Origin of the sequence: Pseudomonas sp. BN505, assembly GCF_029873175.1 — a bacterium.
GTDB lineage: Bacteria > Pseudomonadota > Gammaproteobacteria > Pseudomonadales > Pseudomonadaceae > Aquipseudomonas > Aquipseudomonas putida.
Genome location: NZ_SSOI01000013.1, coordinates 126,643 through 144,898, shown reverse-complemented (window position 1 = coordinate 144,898; position 18,256 = coordinate 126,643). Strand labels below are relative to the sequence as shown.

The window sequence follows — 18,256 nt, the reverse complement described above, 5'->3', positions numbered from 1 at the left end:
GCAAAAATTTCAGTGCGCCTTACCTTTGGCGATCTCGATATCGTTCATCAGCGCCTTGGCCATGTCGCACAGGTAATCGGCAGCACCCAGGAATTTATGGTCGTCTTCCATATCTCCCTCACGCACCAGGTGCTTGATGTAGCCCATCAGGATCGAGACATGCTCGTAGGCAGCATCCACAGGGACACCGGGCTCCACGCGTAGCAGATTGAGGGATGGGTTACCGGCTGCGAGGAAAGTTTCCACGCCTGCGGTGGTGATTGGCTCATCTTGTTTCATGGCAAATCCTCATTCACGAAAGGAGGCTGCCAAAAATCTTTCTCACGGATTTGAGGCGGCAGCCGTACGCGGGGTGAGAAACCGAGTGAATAAGGAAGCCCGGCCAGACCGAGGTCTGCCCACGTACGGCCACCATGACAGGTAGCGCTTATTCAAAGTCGGGCTCTCACACCCGGTCGCCTGAGCGACCCGAAAACGGTATCTGTGAGCCACTTCCCCGACAACAGCGATACTTCGGCGGCGCGCGTAGGATACTTCCGAACCCTCCAAACCCTGAAGCTTTTGCCCCCATAGTTCAGAATTTCCTTACGCAAATTGCCGCACTTACACCATCCCTGTGGGAGCGGGTTCACCCGCGAAGAGGCCCTATCAGGCAACACAAGGCTAATGCCCCACCGCCGTAACGGTGTATCATCCGCCCCCCAAATCATTAAAAAGTGACGTCGCGCGCTGCCCGCCAGGCTCGCGGCCTTCTGGCGTTGCGCCAGAACCGACAATGGACCAACGGACCTGACCATCGTGACCCGAGCCAAACCCCTCGCCCTGTTGACCCTCGCCCTGGCCCTGACCGGCTGCGCCAGCGGCACCTCGCCGCACCCAAACAGCAACCTGGGCTGGAACCACCCCGGCATGCAACTGGGCGGTGACAACGGCCTGCCCCTGCGCACCGAAAGCCCCTGCCGCAAGCGCGGCTGCGACAACGACAAGTTGTTCTTCAACCCGGGCAAAAGCGAGCCAAGCGTCAACACTATCCACCGCGGCTGGTAGGAAAATTCTCCTTTTAGGCCGGTGACTTAGGTCTTTTTCGAACATTCGCAAGGAAGTGGTTTACAGGCGCCAAACGATCGTTATAATGACGCCCCATTGCCGGTATAGCTCAGATGGTAGAGCAACTGACTTGTAATCAGTAGGTCCCGGGTTCGATTCCTGGTGCCGGCACCATACGCAGTATCAAAAAAGGCTCACCGAAAGGTGGGCCTTTTTTGTTTTAACCCCCGCAGCCCCCAATCCCCTGCCTTACAGATGCCCTGAAGCCACCACGATCGGTGTAGGAGCTGGCTTGCCTGCGATGGGCTGCGCAGCAGCCCCAACCACCCCAAGCAGAAGCAATTTTCTGATCACCAGCCCAGCTCACAAACAGACACACCCTCCAACACAAACGCTTTGACTCGCCAACCAATCCCCACTACGATTTATCGCAAATTTTAGATATTTCTGCCGAGGCAAGCCAATGGCGCTTCAATTCCACGAAAGCCCTTTCCACGCCACCCACGACGCAGAAACCGCCAGCAAAATGGCCTTGAAAATGGACTTGTCCATTTTCATCACTGACTGCATCAAAAAAATGGGCCTCAAACAGCATGATGCCGCAGCCAAGCTGAACGTAACCCAATCCCGCATATCCGAGCTTGCAAACGGCAAGATCGAGAAATTCACCTTGGACGCCATGATGGACATGCTGGACAAGCTCGGCTTTCGCACAACCCTGACCCTGCCCTCGAACGATGCCGGTTCACAGCCCCAGATCGTGATCACCCAAACACCTGGCAGCTAAACCCTGTACCCCATTTTTCTCAGTTCGTGCTTCAACTCCTTCATCCGCTCTTCAGCGACCTGCATCGCGTGCCGGTCGGACCTGTTGGTCGTTTTTACGAACGAATGCAACACGACGACCATGTCTGCAAATTTGGCCACATAGACGCATCGGAATGCAGGGCTGCCGTTGATGATGAGCTCAATCGCACCCGTCCCTACCGACTCGGTTAACGACTTGATCGGCCGCTCTGGGTCCTGGCCATACTGGATGCGTCGCAGGTCTTTACCAAAATCGTCCTGAACGTCCTTGGGAAGGTCTTTGTATTCACGCTCAGCAGCTGCACTCACAAACGCAAACTTTTTCAACGGTCTACCCACGGCGAGATGCTGGATTAGTGGACGGCATGGATGCCAGGAGGGAGGGAATTTAGCGCAGTGGCTTGCAGTTGGCGGAATTAGAGTGGTTTCGCGGTTTGACCCTGAAATATCGTGTTTCTCTCGCCCGCTGAAATCAGTTCGACCTCATTTGGGGCCGGGGTTTGCCGCGCTCAGGACGATGGGCTACGACACCAAGGTGGATATCTGCGGACATGGCTTCCGAGCCATGGCGTGCAGTGCGCTGGTCGAGTCCGGGCTGTGGTCGAAGACGGCTATCGAGCGGCAGATGAGCCACAAGGAACGCAACAACGTGCGCGCCGCCTATACCCACAAGGCCGAGTTCCTCGAAGAGCGCCGGATGATCATGACCTGGTGGAGCCGGTTTCTAGAGGCGAACCGCGAGGACCATGTGACGCCGCATGAGTTTGCCAAGCAGACGGGCGAGAACGTCACGCGCCTTCGCAGTGCCAAGAGGAGCGAGTAGCCCGCCGCACCACCACCTCAAACTCGCTGTGAAGTTACCCACAGCTCCGCATCAAGCTCCTCCGCGCGGGTCCTTTCAAACGGGGCTGCAAAGCCGCCCCGTTTGAAAGGACCATACCTAACAAAAAAAACTGCTGGCACAGCTTACGTCTGTGGAAAACCACTGATGTCCACCGGGGGATAGTTTTATCCACAGGCGCTAAATCTCTGATATCGCGTTGCTTAACGAATATTGTCCACAGGCGTAGACCGGGAGTTGCAAACGCTGTCGATGACAGCACCCTAGGTGACCCGAACCCTGAAGGTCACGCCGCTCCCGCGGTGGTTCTTCCCAATGGCGATTCGCATCCGGCAGCTCGCCCGGTCACTACCCATGTGATGGATGCTCTTACACATATGGCCCTCGTGCGCCAGACACACCGTACCTCGCTGCCCTGCAGCAACCTATCCGCTTGGCCGACTAATGCGCCAACCTGTGCCCGTCTCTTTCTTCTGGAAAGAGACGGGCACTTCTACCACTGCTGCAGCCCTGATCGCACAAGGCTTTGCGGCATTCCCCCTCGTGACAATCGGCGTGACAAACGCCGATGCCACCAGCAACAGCGCTGTAGATGATGGTGCCGCAGACCAGGGAATGGACTGCACCTGACTGACAGTCAGGCATGCCCCGGTCATCGCAGTGCTGCTTGCACCTGGCTCAGGATCTTCAGGCACTGGTTTCGTCAGCCAATGCTGCCTCCACCCGCCCACCGGTAACGGTGCTCAGGAGGCCAGATCATGAGATGCCCTTGCTCCCGGTCGTAAGGAGCCGCCCGTCCCGCGTGAAAGGACAACCCCACAGGCCGCAGGGGCCTCGATCCCTGATAACACTCAGCATTCTTGGCGGGATGACGTGGGAAAGGTTTCAAAGCTTGGCTTCGAGCGGGGATTGACCATGGCATTGGTAGGCAGGCGGGATGGGCGAAATTTTGGCTATGGCCGGCAATTGAGTTATGCCGGACCGCAGGCGTTGCAGGCCATGTTTGGCGGCGGGCATTACGGCACGGTAAAAGCACACGCCGATCGGTGGCAGGCGTTCGTACGCTGGTGCCGGTCGGACGATGACCGGGGTTTAATGATGCACGGCAGATCGACCAACAGACCTTGCTGGATTACGCCAGATATCTTCGTCAGCACGTTGAACAAGGCGAACTCGCCATCGCCACCGCGCAAAACCGACTATCCAGCGTGAACCGAACGATGGCGGCGCTTCGCGGTGATCAGCATGTGAAAGTGCCGAGCCCGAGCAAGGCGTTGAGTATGCAGCGAACCGGTACTCGCCGCTCAGTGCCACAAGGCCAAGCCTGGGAGCAGGTTAGGCGGATAGTCGACGCACTCTGCGAGAAGCAGATACCACGTGCCGCTGCCATCGTCCAATTGGCACGAGCCACCGGCATGCGCTTGCGTGAGGCTATCCTGGCTGACCTACCACGGCTATGCCGGGAGGCCAAAAATCTCGGCAAGATCAATATTCAGGAAGGCACCAAAGGCGGCCGTGCCGGTGCATCAGCGCCACGCTGGATTGCAGTGGATCAACATGTTCGCGATGCGCTTGGATTTGCAGAGCGGGTTTCGCCAGCGGGTAGCCGAAATCTGATTGCGCCCGACGAAAGCTACATGAGCGTGCGGCAACACGTAGTACGACCAGCGCGGGATGTCCTGCACACGCATGACCTCAAAGGCTTTCATGAGCTGCGAGCTGCTTACGCATGTGAACGCTATAAGCAGATCACCCAGCACCGGGCGCCTATCAACGGCGGTCGCTGCTACGAGATAGATAGGTACCTTGATCGTGATGCTCGAAAGCAAATCAGCTATGAGCTGGGGCATGGTCGGATTGATGTAGTTGCGACCTATATCGGTGGCCGACATGAGTAAGCCCTTCGATATGGAACTGTTCTTGGCTAGCGTACTGAACGGGTCGCACGCGACCCGACAACGTCATTTACGTCAGGCAAAAATCATCCAGGCCGAAATCGCAACGCGCTGGCAGCGAGAAACACCATGGGCTTGGCAGAGAAAGCATCTGGCTTGGTTTCTGGAACACCACCTGAGCCAACGAAGTGAGGCGACACGGTATTACTACATGCTGACGATCCGGCTGCTTGCTCAACGTCTGCAAACGTCATGGGTTTTCAAGCCCTGAAGGTAACCTAATCCTAATGATCATGACATACAACTATTGCAGCCCAAAGCAGACCGTCAGCACAATAAATAAATCAGTCCCCTATTCCGCTACCATTGGCCGGTGGGCTGACTAAGCAGGGGTTGTCAAAGCTAGCAGATTGAAGCAATATCAATGAATAAAGGCTAATAGCCACTACCTTAAGTTAAGGGAAGAAGCGATGCCAGGGAAAAAATATCGCCACCTCAATATTTTCTTGAAAAAACCCGAAGTCACCTACAATGGCTTCGCTGAACTTCTCGCTGCGGACAAAGACGTAGTGGCATATGAGACTGCCTCAAATCTTGACCTTAATGGCGTGTTATACGTAAAGCGTGCAACTGAAAAAAAGCCAAATTGGTCAGATATAGCTGACGAAATTGCTGGACAAACCGTTACGGATATCGGTAACAAATCCAGCTCCGCAGTTCTGTTCATAAGGGTTGATAATGATGTATTTGCAATAGCTTTCGGTTATGGCAGGCACTTAATAGATCTATCATTTTTTGTCCAAGATTTTGGACTTAAAACAGCACTAAACACTCTTGATCATGAAAGCCTTCGAAGTGTTGACATACATACCCTTGACGATCAGCCTGTGCAAAAAAAGTCACAAGCCACGCGAGACTCTGAAATAAGTGTTTTTGGCATCGATATTTCTAAAGACATTTTGCGAGCGGTCACAGGCACTCCAAAAATTGGCGTCGTATTTAAGAACATATCAGGTGGTGACGCTATGTTTTCTTTCGGTATGGAAATGGAGATAGAAGATCTAACCGATATAGCCAGGACGCTGAAAATTCAATATCAAAAAAATGACTACAAAGCTAACTTTCTGTGGGTTGACAACGTCAGAAAAGTCAAAGAAAAGTCTCGAATAGATCATTTCGATGCTATTCTATTGGCAGCCATTAAAGCTCGCGACTCAAATATAGTTTTAACTTTGCCCGAAATTGAAAAATGGGATTCAATCGCGGGATTCAGCTTTACACGCACAAAATCCAATCAAACGCCTACAATTTCCACTGTCCTATATTTGACTAATATCGACACCACTAAGGTCTCTATCGAATCAATTAAACGGGACCAGCTACACGTTTTTGACATACACGAGAATGAGTTTAGCCACTCGATTTACAAATGCATATACTACGAAGTCTCGGAGGCAAACAAAACCACCATAATTTTTGGTGGCACATGGTATGAAATTGACAATTCTTTCATGGGAAGAACAAATTTAAGCTTGGCGCAGATCGCCATTTCACCTCTTCGATTCCCGCAAATACATACATGGGAAGAAAGCAATAAATCCAAAATCGAAGCAGAGGGTGACTACAACATCAGAGCGGCTCAAGCTCATAGTTATTACTTATTAGATAAAAGACTTATTAAAAGTAACAAGTCAACAAGCCCCGTTGAACTATGCGACCTGCTTACATCAGCAAAACAGTTTATTCATGTAAAGCATCGAAAAGGTGGCTCAGCCGGATTGAGTCATCTTTTTGCTCAAGGCAATGTCGCTGCAGAAATATTGCTCGGAGACCGTGACTTTAGAAAATCAGCCAGAAAAGTTCTTGGCACGTTCGGCAATGCCGCTCGAGAACTCATACCAATTGATAATTTTAAAAGCTCGGATTACGAGGTAGTATTTTTAATACTTGGAGATGAGCCAACCACAGTAAAAGATAACTTACCTTTTTTTAGCAAGGTAAATTTAGTGCGCGCCTACGACAATCTTTCTCAGCGTGGTTATACCGTATCTATTTCAGCTGCACCAAAAATAGAAAGACCTTAGGTCAACCCATAACTTACAAGTAATGCTTTACGCCTTATCAAGGCTAATTAGTATGGCTTTAGAGAAGGAGAAAAATGGACAGATCTATTTCGGCGCTGATTTATGTGTGCCATTAAATAAATCTGTCTCCTTTTCTATGTTCGCAGAGTCTGGTTACCACCGGGATATTCATGCAGCAATATTACCTCACCAGAAAGATCAATTAAAATATATCACAGACAGCCCAAACATGTGCTTACTGCCAAGTCGGGATACTAGTTCCTCACAACTCCAATGGAAACAACAGCCATGAATCTAAAAAAAATCGACATACACAACGTAGCCAGCATCGACAGTTTAAGTATAAATTTTAGCGCCGGCATGAACATCATATGCGGACCAAACGGAATTGGGAAAACTACAATTCTAGAGTGTATCGCACAAAGTTTTTCAGGTCAGTATGTAAACATACTTAAACGCCGAGCAGACTCAGATAGCGGAGCCGTGAAAGCTTGGATAAATCGAGATGAATCAGAGAGCTATTCAGAATTCTCTGTTACAGAACTCTTGCCTATTATGGGCAAGGACTGGTGCTCTCCGAATGAAGAAGCGGCAAAAAATCTATTATCTTTTAAAGTAGCCAGAACGTTCATACATCAGCCACTAAACGCAATATCACGAGACGTCACAAAAGACATTAACAATATCGCTAATGAAAATAAGAATGGCTTGAATATTGCCGAAGTGAAAAACTGGTTTATCAACAGGCATTTATTTTCTGCACATGCGGGCTCACTAACCGAAACACAGATGCACAATGTACAAGTAGCCAAGGAATTTTTTGGGCTTCTCAACTCCGACTATAAGTTCAGCCGAGTCGACGCTTCCTCCAATGAAATTATGGTGAACACTCCAGCCGGGGAAATACTATACGAGTACTTATCCTCAGGCTTTAAATCGTGCCTTTCCATTTTATTCGGAATCGTCAAAGAGCTAGAGTTCAGATTTAAAGATTCAAATGCAAAAGCCGATGACTTTCGAGGAGTCATACTAATCGACGAGATAGAGCTTCACTTACACCCTGACTGGCAAGTAAAGATCGCAAAAGTTTTAACAAAGGCTTTCCCGAAGGCCCAGTTCATTGTCTCAACTCATAGCCCTCACGTAATCCAAGCCGCAAAACCCAACGAAGTAATTGCTTTGGAGGCACATGATGGAACAGTATTCCGAAGGGAGTTACCAGATACCCAATACGGATTCCAAGGCTGGACAATAGAAGAAGTATTAAGAGATGTCATGGGAATGCAGGATACCCGCACTCCGGTTTATCGCAATACCCTGAGCCAATTTGAAAATGCAGTAGACGAAGAAAATTACAATAACGCAAAAGAAGCATATGAAGAACTTAATAAATTGCTACACCCCGAGAACCACTTAAGGAAACTGCTGGCCTTCCAATTGGGCGCACTGAAAGGATAAGTCCAATGATAAAACTAGAAAGGTCAAGTAAGCCAGATTTTCTTTCAGAATCCAAATGTTTGGAACTCACAGAAAAATTCAAAACAACAGGCGAGAGCGTCTGGAATCATGATCAAATCAAAAATCCACTTCTGCAGTCTAGCCATGGAAAGTGCGCATACTGCGAATGCAGTCTTTCTGAAGAAAGCAAATACATGGAGGTAGAGCACTTTAGATTCAAGGACAAATACGCAGAACTCGTCGTGAACTGGAATAATCTTCTACCTGCCTGCAAACGATGCAACATTGCAAAAGGCAGTCACGATGTTGAGGATGAGCCGATAATCAATCCTTACGATACAAATCCACAAACTCACTTCACATTTAGACTCTACAAGTTAAAAGGCCGCACTGAGCTTGGTATATCAACAATTGAAGCCACGGACTTAAACAACTCTGAGCGCTTAGTGCTCAAGAGGTTTGAAGTTGGCCAGCAACTTGAAAGATCCATTGAACTGGCAGCCGAAAGGCTTGAACTCTATTTAGAAAACCAATCGACGCGTAGAAAAAATAGATTATCAGGGATAGTGGAAACCATATTACAAGAATGCCAGCCAGCGGCAATATACTCTGCAACCACAGCTACGATTGCTCTGACAGACGAAACATTCTCAAAAGTCATAAACACCATGAAAACTAACAACATATGGCATCAAACTCTTGAAGATCTGTACTCCAGAGCCTCCAAATCATTTCTGACATTGGCGTGATTGTTAAGGAAGGTCAGTAAGTGTCTAAAGATAGTTTTAGAGATAGAACCTTACGACACGAAAATATAAATCATATAAATCATCACCTTACGATCTTTTTCGACTCCTGGTGCCGCACAATACGCAGTATCAAAAAAGGCTCACCGAAAGGTGGGCCTTTTTTTTTTCGGCTTTCACTGCGCTGCTCCCACCCTGTCTCCGCTGTCAAACCACCCCATGCATGAAGAACTCGACCGGTACGCTGAAAAACTCAGCAAAGCCCTTTATCTGGGCAACCGTCATCTTCCGCTTGTTGTTCAGAATCTCCGAAACCGCGCTCTGGGTCGCTATCGCCGACAGGTCCTTCTGCTTCACCCCCCTGTCCGACAGCAGAAAGGCCAACGCCTCGGCCTGGGTCGCGAACGGCACCAATACGGACTCACTCTCATACTCGTAGACGCGGTCCGCTACCATCTCCGCAAAGCGTGCCGCAGCGTGGCCATCACTGTCCGCATGGGAGTAAAGCTCGTCGATCAATGCCATGCGTGCTTGAAGCTCGGCATCGTCCTTGATGGGATCATGGCAGGCGGCCAGAAGATGGGCCATGGTTGCCATCTGAGTGTTCAGGCCATCGAGCATGGGTGAAATATTAGCGATGAAGGCATCTAGTCCATTGGCTTCGATTTTATCCCGCTTCATGTTGTCACCTGTCGAATTGAAATATCGCGCTGCCCAGGTTGCTACCTGATATCGCTTCGGCACCATTTGTCGTACTCGGCGTGCGACAAAATGGCCTTGATGTACAGAGTGCCCGTTCGCGCATTGAGACACGCGATGTGGCGGCATTCGTTTTTCTTGACCCGCATTGTGTTGTCGCGGCGCCCCAACATAAGGTGGAAATTGTCTGTGATCCAGATATCTGTCAAATAGATATCTGGATGCGCGATGACTTCGCAACCGCCAATGGATTGATGTCGGTCAACCGAGGGGCTGGGCCAGGGGTTTACGTTCAGGCCAAGTAGCCCTGAGGGAGGATGAGCATGGCCAAGAGATTTCCCACAAACCCTCGCCACCCCGAGCGTATCTGCTGGGGTTGCGACCTGTACTGCCCGGCCAAGGCGCTAGCCTGTGGCAATGGCGCAGACCGGACCATGCATCCGGTGGAGCTGTTTGGCGAAGATTGGGATAGCTTCGAGGGCCATTTGGAGAAGCCAGCTGATGCAGGGCACGCGGCAGAGCCCACCTGAGAAAGGGCCGCTTGGGAGCGGGCATACCCCGAAACCGACACCGTGGTGGATGGCACGGGCTTCGCCCGTGTTCGCGGGCGAGCCCGCTCCCACAGTGATCGCGCTCGCTTTCAGATGTTTTGCAATTCAGTTGCCCCGACAGATACTGCATAGACCTGAAGTCTGCGCGGTACCTGTGGGAGCGGGCGTGCCCGCGAAGAGTCCAACGCGGTGCATGGCACCGGCTTCGCCGGTGTTCGCGGCTAAAGCCGCTCCCACAGGGACCGCGCGCAGACCTGTGGGAACGGTTGGTCAGAACGCGGTGCTTACCGTCACCGACAGGTTACGCGGGTCGCCGTAGATGGCCCCGGCATAGAACCCGTACTGGGTGTAGTAGTGCTTGTCGAACAGGTTGTTGGCGTTGAGGCTGACGCTGGTTTCATCGGTCAGCTGGTACTTGGCCATGGCATTCCAGATGGCATAACCGGACCAGTTCACATCAGTGGCACCATTGCTTACACCGTTGGTGGGCTGGCCAGCCGGGCTGGAAATGGCGCGGATGTTGGTTTGCGCGGTCACGCCGGCACCCAGGGTCAGGCGGTCGAGCGGGCCGCTGAGGCGGTAGGTGGTCGAAGCCTTGAACAGGTGCGACGGGTCGCTGCGGCCATCGCTGTCGACGCGACGGAAGTGCAGGTAGGTGTAGCCGGCGTAAACGTTCCAGTTGGGCGTCAGCGCGCCTGCCACTTCCAGGTCGATACCGTCGGTTTCCACGCCAGAGCCCGCCTTGTAGGCGCTGGCCCCGGTCGGGGTGGTCAGGTCGCCGTCGAGCACGGCTTTGTTTTCCTGCTTGGTGCGGAAGTACGCCGCCGAGGCGTTCAGGCGGCCATCGAACCACTCACCCTTGATACCTGTTTCGTAGCTTTGCCCACGAATCGGCTCGACCTTGCTGCCGCTGCTGGTTTCAGAGGTTTGCGGGGTGAAGATATCGGTGTAGCTGGCATACAACGAGTAATTGTCGTTGAGGTCATACACCGCGCCCAGGTAGGGGGTGACAATGCCGTTTTCTTCCTGGCTGCTGCGCTCGCCGGCCACGCTGCGGGTCACCGAGGAATAGTTGCTGGTGCGCACGCCAACGATTACCGATAGCGGGTCGGTGATGCTCAGGCGGGTGGCGGCGTACATGCCCTGCAGGCGGGTGGTGGTCTTGCTGTGAAGGCCGGTGCGCGAGGCGATGAGGTCGTAGTCGTCATCCACGCCATTGTGCCAGTCCGTGACCGGGAAGCCGTTATTGGCGCGGAACTGGCAACCCAGTGCAGGCGCGCTGGCCATGCCATCGCCGACCATGGTGCAGGTGTACTGGGGCGACCAGCCTACGGTGCGGCTGTCGTTATAGCCGACCATGGCCTGGTGGGTGCGGCCGAACAGCTGGAACGGGCCGGACAGGTCGATCTGCGCCGACTGCTGGGTGGTGTCGCTGGAGCTGTGCAAACCGTTCAGCACCGCGCCGCTGCCGTTCTGGTCCCAATAGCCGCCGAAGCTGCCGCGCCCAGCCGAGTTCACCTTGGCAAGGCCCCGGTGGTTCAAGGCTTCGGTAGTCGCCTGGGCTGCTTTCAGGTCCAGTGTCCAGTCGTTGTCGAAGCGGTGCTCCAGAGAGCCGAACGCGGTACGGGTGGTGTACTCGCCAAAGCTCCAGCTGGGCACCACGTTGGTGCTGCGCGGCAAATCGGTCTTGCTACCGTCGCGGTACCAGATGGGGATGTTCGCGCCCCAGCCGCCGCCGACAACCTTGTTGTACTCATACTGGTAACCGGCGCCCAAGGTGGTGGCGTCGTCCAGATCGAACTCGAAATTGGCCAACGCGGCGCGGGAGCGATCGGACTGGTTGTCGCGGAAGGAGTTGGCGTCCTGCTGGGTCATCACGAAGCGCGAGCGCAGGCGGCCATCCGCGGACAGGGGCAGATTCAGGTCAGCACCCAGGCGACGTTTGTCCCAGCTGCCGTACGTGGCGTAGGCGCTGCCGCCGAATGTCTTGGTCGGTGCCTTGCGGATCAGGTTGACGGTGGCCGAGGGGTCGCCGGTGCCGCCCAGCAGGCCGTTGGCGCCGCGCACGATGTCGATGCGTTCGTACAGGTCCATATTCAGTGCGTTGCCACTGCCGCTGAAGTCCGAACCGCCCTGGGTCTGCAGGCCATCGACCTTCCAGTTGCTGATCGAATAGCCCCGGGCACGGTAGTCCGTACGCCCACCCACCTCGGACTTGTTGGCCGTTACGCCTGGCGTGGTTTCCAGCGCCTGCTCGATGGTGTGGATGTCGCGGTCATCCATCTGCTGGCGGGTAATGGTGGTGACCGATTGCGGCGTCTGGCGTGGCGTCAGCGCCAGGCCGGTGGAGCTACGTGTGCTCTCGACCGTGTAGCCTAGCTGGCCAGCATCGTCGGCCGGCAGCAGAGCGCTGTCTTCGATCTGCGTGGCGTCCAGCTCCAGAGGTTTGCCATCGGCAGCCATGGCCCCGCCACTGATGGCGACGGCAACGAAGAACGCCAACGGCTTGAGGCGATTGCCACTTTGGCTGATGGGGGTGAACACTTTCGGGATGCGCTTGGGATTCATTTGGGAAGGCTTCGTATTTGCAGATGATTTTTTGTTAGGATTCTAGGGATCGGCCCTCCCGGCTCCAGACCCGACATGTACGGGGATGTAATTGAACGTAACGAGCGCCACCGGCCCTCACCGAACAGGTGTTTTTCCGCATGAGTACGACCTTGCTGGTTGTCGACGATGACGACGAAATCCGCGAACTTCTTTGTGATTACCTGACCGATGCCGGCTACAAAGTGCTAGCCGCAGCAGACGGTGAACAGATGCGCGAACAGCTGGCCCGGCACAAGGTGGACCTGGTGGTGCTCGACCTCATGCTGCCGGGTGAAGATGGCCTTAGCCTGTGCCGCCAGTTGCAAGCGACGCCGGGGTTGGCAGTAATCATGCTGTCGGCCAAGGGCAGCACGCTGGACCGCATCATCGGCCTGGAAGTGGGTGCCGACGACTACCTGGCCAAACCCTTCGAGCCGCGCGAGCTGATCGCCCGGATCAAGGCCGTGCTGCGTCGCCCGCAACGCCTGGACACTCCCGCCGAAGAGCCCGCCGTGGCGGACGCCCAGCTGTTCGCAGGCTTTCGCCTTGAACACGTCAAGCGTCTGCTCACCCGCCCCGATGGCGAAACCCTGACCCTGCCGCGCTCCGACTATCGCGTGCTGCGCGAACTGCTGGAAGCCAACAACCGGGTGGTCTCCCGCGACCAGCTGACCCGCAGCGCGTTTGGCCGCGACCACCTGCCCGACGACCGTTCGGTGGACATGTGCGTCAGCCGCCTGCGCCAGCAACTACGCCGTGCGCCGGCGGGGGCTGCTCAAATTCTCACCATCCGCAACGAAGGCTACCTGCTGAGTATCGCCAACCTCGCGGCCGATGCCTGACATGCGCTGGCTTCGCCGGCTGTGGCCGCGCACCTTGTTTGGCCAGCTGCTGCTGATCATGATCAGCGGCACGCTGGTGATCCAGTTGATGTCGAGCAGCATCTGGTTCGATGTGCGTTTCGCCCAGGTACTCGAGGCGCCCATTCGCCTGATCGCCGCGCGCAGTGCGCCACTGATCGCCCAGGCCAGTTGCCGCGCCGGCGCGCTGAAGGTGCCCGCCCACTATCAGTTGCGCTGCGCCGAAACGCTACCCACACCTGAACATGACGAGCGCCGAGGGCGCAGGCGCGTCGAGCTGTTGCTGCAGCAGGCCCTCAGGTACGAACTGGGGTATGCCCAGGACGTGCGCCTGCTGAAGGTGCGGCTGACCGATGAGCTGGGCCAGCCGATTGTCTGGCGCAGCCTGTTCGGCCTGCGCACGGCCCAGGCGCATGTGCAGTTCGCGGTACCGTTGGCCGACGGCCACTGGCTGACCATCGAGGGCCAGGAACTGCAGGGCTGGAGTGGCGAATCGGCCTGGGTGCTGATCAGCGACTACCTGTTGCGGGTGTATGCGCTGCGGATTGTCGCGGTATTGCTGGTGTGCCTGATTGCCGTGCGCCTGTGCCTGCGCCCGTTGCGGCGCCTGGCCGACGCAGCGCGCGGCCTGGGCGGCAACCTCGAGCAGCCTCCCCTGGTGCTGGATGGCCCGGAAGAAGTGCGCCAGGCGGCCCAGGCGTTCAACGCCATGCAGCAGCGGCTGATTGCCATGGTCAATGACAAGGCCTACTTCCTGGCCGCCGTGTCCCACGACCTGCGCACCCCGCTGACCCGCATGCGCCTGCGCCTGGAGCGGCTACCGGACGACGAACATCGTCAGCGCCTGCGACAGAACATTACCCAGATGGACGACATGATCGGCCAGGTTCTGGACTACCTGCGTGCGGGGGAGCAGCAGAATTTGCAACAGGTGGACCTGGACCGACTGGTTGCACGCCAGTGTGCGGACCTGGCCACGGCCGAAGAACCACTGCCGCTGCACGGCCAGGCGGGCAGCTTGCGGGTAGATGCCTTGCTGTTGCAGCGTTGCCTGCAGAACCTGCTGGTCAATGCACTGCGCTATGCCAGGGGCATCTCGGTGACACTGGAACGGTCCGACACTGGGGTGTTCATCCATATCGACGACCGCGGGCCGGGGATCGCGCCGGAGCTGATGGCAACCATCACCGACCCGTTCGTGCGCGGGGAAGGCTCGCGTAACCAGGCCTCTGGCGGGTATGGGCTGGGGTTGAGCATTGCCCAGCGGATTGCCGCCAGCCATGGCGGTGAGCTGATGCTGTCGAACCGCGAAGGCGGTGGGTTGCGGGTCAGCATACTGCTGCCTGGCTAACGCTATTTTTCTGTGGGACTGCGCAATCAGGTAACAGTCTTTTACCGATTACCCAGGTTTTCCCCTCCCCGCCTTTGCCTATCCTATGCCCGGTCATCCTGCCTGCGATGGACCCATGAATCACTCTCTGCCCAGCCGCTACGCCTGCCTCGTCATCTGCCTGTTGTTCACCTTTGCCAGCCTGCCGCTGCTGCCCCAACATGCCTGGCTCTGGCCAATCACACTGATCACTGCCCTGCTCAGCCTCGTCGGGCTCAACGACCTGCGCCAGAGCCACCACGCCGTGCGCCGCAACTACCCGATCCTGGGCAATATCCGCTACCTGATCGAAACCATCCGCCCGGAAATCCGCCAGTACCTGATCGAGGGTGACGACGACAAGCTGCCGTTCTCCCGCTCGCAGCGCTCGCTCGTTTACGCACGCGCCAAGAACGAAAGCGCCGAGAAAGCCTTCGGTACCCTGAACGATGCCTACAAACCCGGTTTCGAATTCATCAGCCATTCGATGCTGCCAGTGTCCACACCAGACCCGGCCTCGTTCCGCATCGCCATTGGCGGGCCGCAATGCCGCCTGCCCTACTCGGCCTCGATCTTCAACATCTCCGCCATGAGCTTTGGCGCCCTCAGCGCCAATGCCATCGCCGCGCTAAACCGCGGTGCGCGCATGGGCCGTTTTGCCCATGACACGGGTGAAGGCAGCATCAGCCCCTACCACCGCGAACATGGCGGTGACCTGATCTGGGAAATCGGCAGTGGCTACTTCGGCTGCCGTACCGAGGACGGTCGTTTCGACCCGCACCGCTTCGCCGAACAGGCCCGCTCGCCGCAGGTGAAGATGATCGAGATCAAGCTCAGCCAAGGCGCCAAGCCAGGCCACGGCGGTATCCTGCCAGGGCACAAGGTCAGCGCCGAAATTGCCGAGACCCGTGGCGTGCGCGCAGGTGAAGACTGCATCTCCCCGGCCGCGCACAGTGCCTTCCGCACGCCAGCCGGGTTGCTGCAATTCGTGGCCAGCCTGCGCGAGCTGTCGGGTGGCAAGCCCGTAGGTTTCAAGTTCTGCCTGGGCCACCCGTGGGAGTTCATGGGCATTGCCAAGGCCATGCTGGCCACCGGCATCACCCCGGACTTCATCGTTGTCGATGGCAAGGAAGGCGGTACCGGCGCGGCACCTCGCGAGTTCAGCGACAACATGGGTGTGCCCATGCGCGAAGGCCTGATGTTCGTGCACAACACCCTGGTCGGCCTGAACCTGCGCTCCAGCATTCGTATTGGCGCTGCGGGCAAGATCGTCAGTGCCTTCGACATCGCCAGCGTACTGGCCATCGGCGCTGACTGGGTCAACTCGGCACGCGGCTTCATGTTCGCCATTGGCTGCATCCAGTCGCAAAGCTGCCACACCAACAAATGCCCGACCGGCGTGGCCACGCAAGACCCACTGCGCCAGCGCGCCCTGGTGGTGCCAGACAAGGCCGAGCGGGTGGCCAGCTTTCATCGCAACACGCTGCACGCACTGGCCGAAATGCTGGCCGCTGCGGGCCTGGAGCACCCTTCGGAGCTCAAGCCCAAGCACCTGGCTCGGCGTATCAGCCCCAGCGAAATCGGGCTGTTCTCGGACCTGCACACGTTCCTAAAGCCAGGCGAATTGCTCAGTGGCTCGATTGAAAGCGAGTTTTATGCGCGGATGTGGCGGATGGCACGTAGCGACAGTTTTGCGCCGGAAACGGGGGAACTGATGCCCGTTGCGGCAAAAGCCGTGCGCCGAAAAGAAACAGCCCCGGCATAAGCCAGGGCTGTTCGATGCTTCAGATCAGGATCAGAAGATGCTGATCGGGTACTCGACGAATACGCGGACTTCGTTGCCGTCGTCGTTGTAACCGTTCTGCTGCACGGCATTGTTGGTACGCAGGAACGAGCTACGCAGCTTGATGGACAGGTCCTTGGCGGGACCGTCCTGCACCACGTAACGGATCTGGTTGAAGATCTCGCGCTCTTTACCTTCGCCGAAGCCCTGCGGGTTGGCGACGTTGCGGGTGTTGATGTTGTCACCCACCACGTAGGCCAGCTTGTAGGTCAGGCCCGGGATGCCGTAGGCACCGAAGTCCAGGCCGTAGCCCAGCTGCCAGGAGCGCTCGTCTTCGGCGTTGAAGTCGGACCAGTACGAGTTGGCCAGGTAGATGGTCGAACCACCGTCACCCACGCCACCGGCGTTCTGGTAGAAGCCATAGTTGTAACCGGTGCTGCCGGTGCTGCGCTGATGCGCGAGGGTGAACGAGTGCGCACCGTACGCGTAAGTGGCTGCCAGGCTCCAGATGGTGTTGGAGTCGCCATTCAGGCCAGCGGCTTGTACGTACTTGCTGTCGATGTCCGACTTGTAGCCGTTGAAGTCCAGGGTCAGGGACTGGTCGCTGGCGATCGGGAAGACGTAGTTCAAGCCCAGGTAGTGCTTCTTCATCACGTCTTCGTTGTCTGCGGTGTACAGCGAAGCGGTGAAGTTGTCGGTGAACTTGTAGCTACCACCGAAGACGTTGATCGACTTCAGGCCGCCACCGTCACGGCGCTCGGCGCTTTTGCGCGCTTCCTGGGTGAAGCGGCCGGCGTTCAGTTCCAGGCCCTCGATCTCTTTCGAGGTGATCAGGGTACCGGTGAAACTTTCTGGCAGCAGACGCGCGTCGTCGTACTGCAACACTGGCAGAGCTGGCATCTGGTCACCGTACTTCAGCACGGTGTTGGAAATGCGGAATTTTACTGCTGCGCCACCACGGGCCAGGTTGTGCGGCGAGCTGGCGTTGCCTTCGGCATTGGTGGTTTCGTGCGGCTTGAAGAAGTCGACGCCGCCGCCACCGTTGTGGCCTTTGCCGCCATCAAGGCGGACGGCGTACAGGCCGAATGCGTCGACGCCGACGCCCACGGTGCCCTGGGTGAAGCCGGAGGAGAAGTTGGCGATGAACGCCTGGCCCCATTCGATCTGGTCGTCGGTGCCGTGCTTCTTGTCACGGTTGATGTAGGCGTTGCGCAGAAGGACGTTGGCGTGGCTGTCCTCGATGAAGCCCTTGCTGTCGGCCTGGTCATTGGCCTGTGCCTGGGTCGCGGCGATCATCGCCAAGGCGACCAGGCTGATCCTGGTTTTCAACATGTTGTTTTCCTTATTTCTTAATCAAAAACGCTCTGCACTATGACGCCAGGAACCAACGCCCCTTCGTAGGTTCGACGCTATGCGGATCCCGCCTGGTGGGCCAGCCGGTAAGTCCACGGCAGCCCTCGGCAGCAGCATGGCCAAGATAATGGCCAGCAGGCGTTGGCCGAATCCTAGCCGTGTGCGATTACAAAT

The 18,256-nt window shown here is 56.1% G+C and carries 16 protein-coding genes, 1 tRNA gene and 2 pseudogenes; 13 read left to right on the top strand and 6 right to left on the bottom strand.

Annotated elements, in window-relative coordinates:
• Nucleotides 1-9: 9 nt before the first annotated feature.
• Entirely contained in the window at nucleotides 10-279 is a 270-nt protein-coding gene (locus E8E78_RS01510) for a DUF3077 domain-containing protein (RefSeq protein ID WP_019471292.1), read from the bottom strand.
• Nucleotides 280-798: 519 nt separating this feature from the next.
• On the opposite strand from E8E78_RS01510, the gene E8E78_RS01505 reads away from it, so the two are divergent.
• The 3 genes from E8E78_RS01505 to E8E78_RS01495 all read left to right on the top strand — a co-directional run bounded on the left by E8E78_RS01505 (nucleotide 799) and on the right by E8E78_RS01495 (nucleotide 1,834).
• Nucleotides 799-1,047, top strand: coding sequence for a hypothetical protein (locus E8E78_RS01505; RefSeq protein WP_236197907.1), 249 nt, complete (start codon nucleotides 799-801; stop codon nucleotides 1,045-1,047).
• Between the two features lie 98 nt (nucleotides 1,048-1,145).
• Nucleotides 1,146-1,221: transfer RNA gene (locus E8E78_RS01500), tRNA-Thr, on the top strand.
• Nucleotides 1,222-1,510: 289 nt separating this feature from the next.
• Nucleotides 1,511-1,834: a helix-turn-helix transcriptional regulator gene (locus E8E78_RS01495; protein ID WP_049278097.1), complete on the top strand. Its 324-nt coding sequence runs from the start codon at nucleotides 1,511-1,513 to the stop codon at nucleotides 1,832-1,834.
• Here the strand turns inward: E8E78_RS01495 and E8E78_RS01490 are convergent.
• Nucleotides 1,831-2,181, bottom strand: coding sequence for a type II toxin-antitoxin system RelE/ParE family toxin (locus tag E8E78_RS01490; RefSeq protein ID WP_049278107.1), 351 nt, complete (start codon nucleotides 2,179-2,181; stop codon nucleotides 1,831-1,833). The genes E8E78_RS01495 and E8E78_RS01490 overlap by 4 nt on opposite strands.
• Nucleotides 2,182-2,356: 175 nt before the next feature.
• Here E8E78_RS01490 and E8E78_RS01485 point away from each other — a divergent pair.
• The 6 genes and pseudogenes from E8E78_RS01485 to E8E78_RS01460 form a co-directional block, all read left to right on the top strand.
• A pseudogene (locus E8E78_RS01485) lies at nucleotides 2,357-2,677 on the top strand (integrase); the annotation flags it as partial.
• A 933-nt stretch (nucleotides 2,678-3,610) separates the two neighbouring features.
• Nucleotides 3,611-4,593: pseudogene (locus tag E8E78_RS01480) on the top strand (integrase domain-containing protein).
• Nucleotides 4,586-4,861, top strand: coding sequence for a hypothetical protein (locus E8E78_RS01475; protein WP_080983745.1), 276 nt, complete (start codon nucleotides 4,586-4,588; stop codon nucleotides 4,859-4,861). The pseudogene E8E78_RS01480 and the gene E8E78_RS01475 overlap by 8 nt, the downstream one beginning before the upstream one ends.
• A 199-nt stretch (nucleotides 4,862-5,060) precedes the next feature.
• Entirely contained in the window at nucleotides 5,061-6,674 is a 1,614-nt protein-coding gene (locus E8E78_RS01470; protein ID WP_080983746.1) for a TIGR04141 family sporadically distributed protein, read from the top strand.
• 288 nt (nucleotides 6,675-6,962) lie between these two features.
• Complete coding sequence (locus E8E78_RS01465; RefSeq protein WP_049278103.1) at nucleotides 6,963-8,132, top strand: AAA family ATPase; 1,170 nt, start codon at nucleotides 6,963-6,965, stop codon at nucleotides 8,130-8,132.
• Between the two features lie 5 nt (nucleotides 8,133-8,137).
• Nucleotides 8,138-8,881, top strand: coding sequence for an HNH endonuclease (locus E8E78_RS01460; protein ID WP_080983747.1), 744 nt, complete (start codon nucleotides 8,138-8,140; stop codon nucleotides 8,879-8,881).
• 204 nt (nucleotides 8,882-9,085) lie between these two features.
• On the opposite strand, the gene E8E78_RS01455 is transcribed toward E8E78_RS01460, so the two are convergent.
• Nucleotides 9,086-9,559: a transcriptional regulator gene (locus E8E78_RS01455; RefSeq protein ID WP_049278105.1), complete on the bottom strand. Its 474-nt coding sequence runs from the start codon at nucleotides 9,557-9,559 to the stop codon at nucleotides 9,086-9,088.
• A 41-nt stretch (nucleotides 9,560-9,600) separates the two neighbouring features.
• A complete protein-coding gene (locus E8E78_RS01450; protein WP_231859021.1) occupies nucleotides 9,601-9,726 on the bottom strand; it encodes a type II toxin-antitoxin system HigB family toxin in 126 nt (41 codons plus the stop codon).
• A 174-nt stretch (nucleotides 9,727-9,900) separates the two neighbouring features.
• Here E8E78_RS01450 and E8E78_RS01445 point away from each other — a divergent pair, with 174 nt between their 5' ends.
• Complete coding sequence (locus tag E8E78_RS01445) at nucleotides 9,901-10,107, top strand: DUF3079 domain-containing protein (RefSeq protein WP_016497582.1); 207 nt, start codon at nucleotides 9,901-9,903, stop codon at nucleotides 10,105-10,107.
• Between the two features lie 291 nt (nucleotides 10,108-10,398).
• Here E8E78_RS01445 and E8E78_RS01440 read toward each other — a convergent pair whose 3' ends face one another.
• The gene (locus E8E78_RS01440) at nucleotides 10,399-12,696 is read right to left on the bottom strand and encodes a TonB-dependent siderophore receptor (RefSeq protein ID WP_049276095.1); all 2,298 of its coding nucleotides are present in this window, start codon (nucleotides 12,694-12,696) and stop codon (nucleotides 10,399-10,401) included.
• 140 nt (nucleotides 12,697-12,836) lie between these two features.
• Here E8E78_RS01440 and E8E78_RS01435 point away from each other — a divergent pair, with 140 nt between their 5' ends.
• From E8E78_RS01435 to E8E78_RS01425, 3 genes are all read left to right on the top strand, one after another.
• Entirely contained in the window at nucleotides 12,837-13,559 is a 723-nt protein-coding gene (locus E8E78_RS01435; RefSeq protein ID WP_049276094.1) for a response regulator, read from the top strand.
• 1 nt (nucleotide 13,560) lies between these two features.
• Nucleotides 13,561-14,928: an ATP-binding protein gene (locus E8E78_RS01430; RefSeq protein WP_049276096.1), complete on the top strand. Its 1,368-nt coding sequence runs from the start codon at nucleotides 13,561-13,563 to the stop codon at nucleotides 14,926-14,928.
• Nucleotides 14,929-15,043: 115 nt separating this feature from the next.
• Nucleotides 15,044-16,711: an FMN-binding glutamate synthase family protein gene (locus tag E8E78_RS01425; protein WP_274138325.1), complete on the top strand. Its 1,668-nt coding sequence runs from the start codon at nucleotides 15,044-15,046 to the stop codon at nucleotides 16,709-16,711.
• A 30-nt stretch (nucleotides 16,712-16,741) separates the two neighbouring features.
• Here the strand turns inward: E8E78_RS01425 and E8E78_RS01420 are convergent, their stop codons facing one another.
• Entirely contained in the window at nucleotides 16,742-18,061 is a 1,320-nt protein-coding gene (locus E8E78_RS01420; RefSeq protein ID WP_016497577.1) for an OprD family porin, read from the bottom strand.
• Between the last annotated feature and the right edge of the window lie 195 nt (nucleotides 18,062-18,256).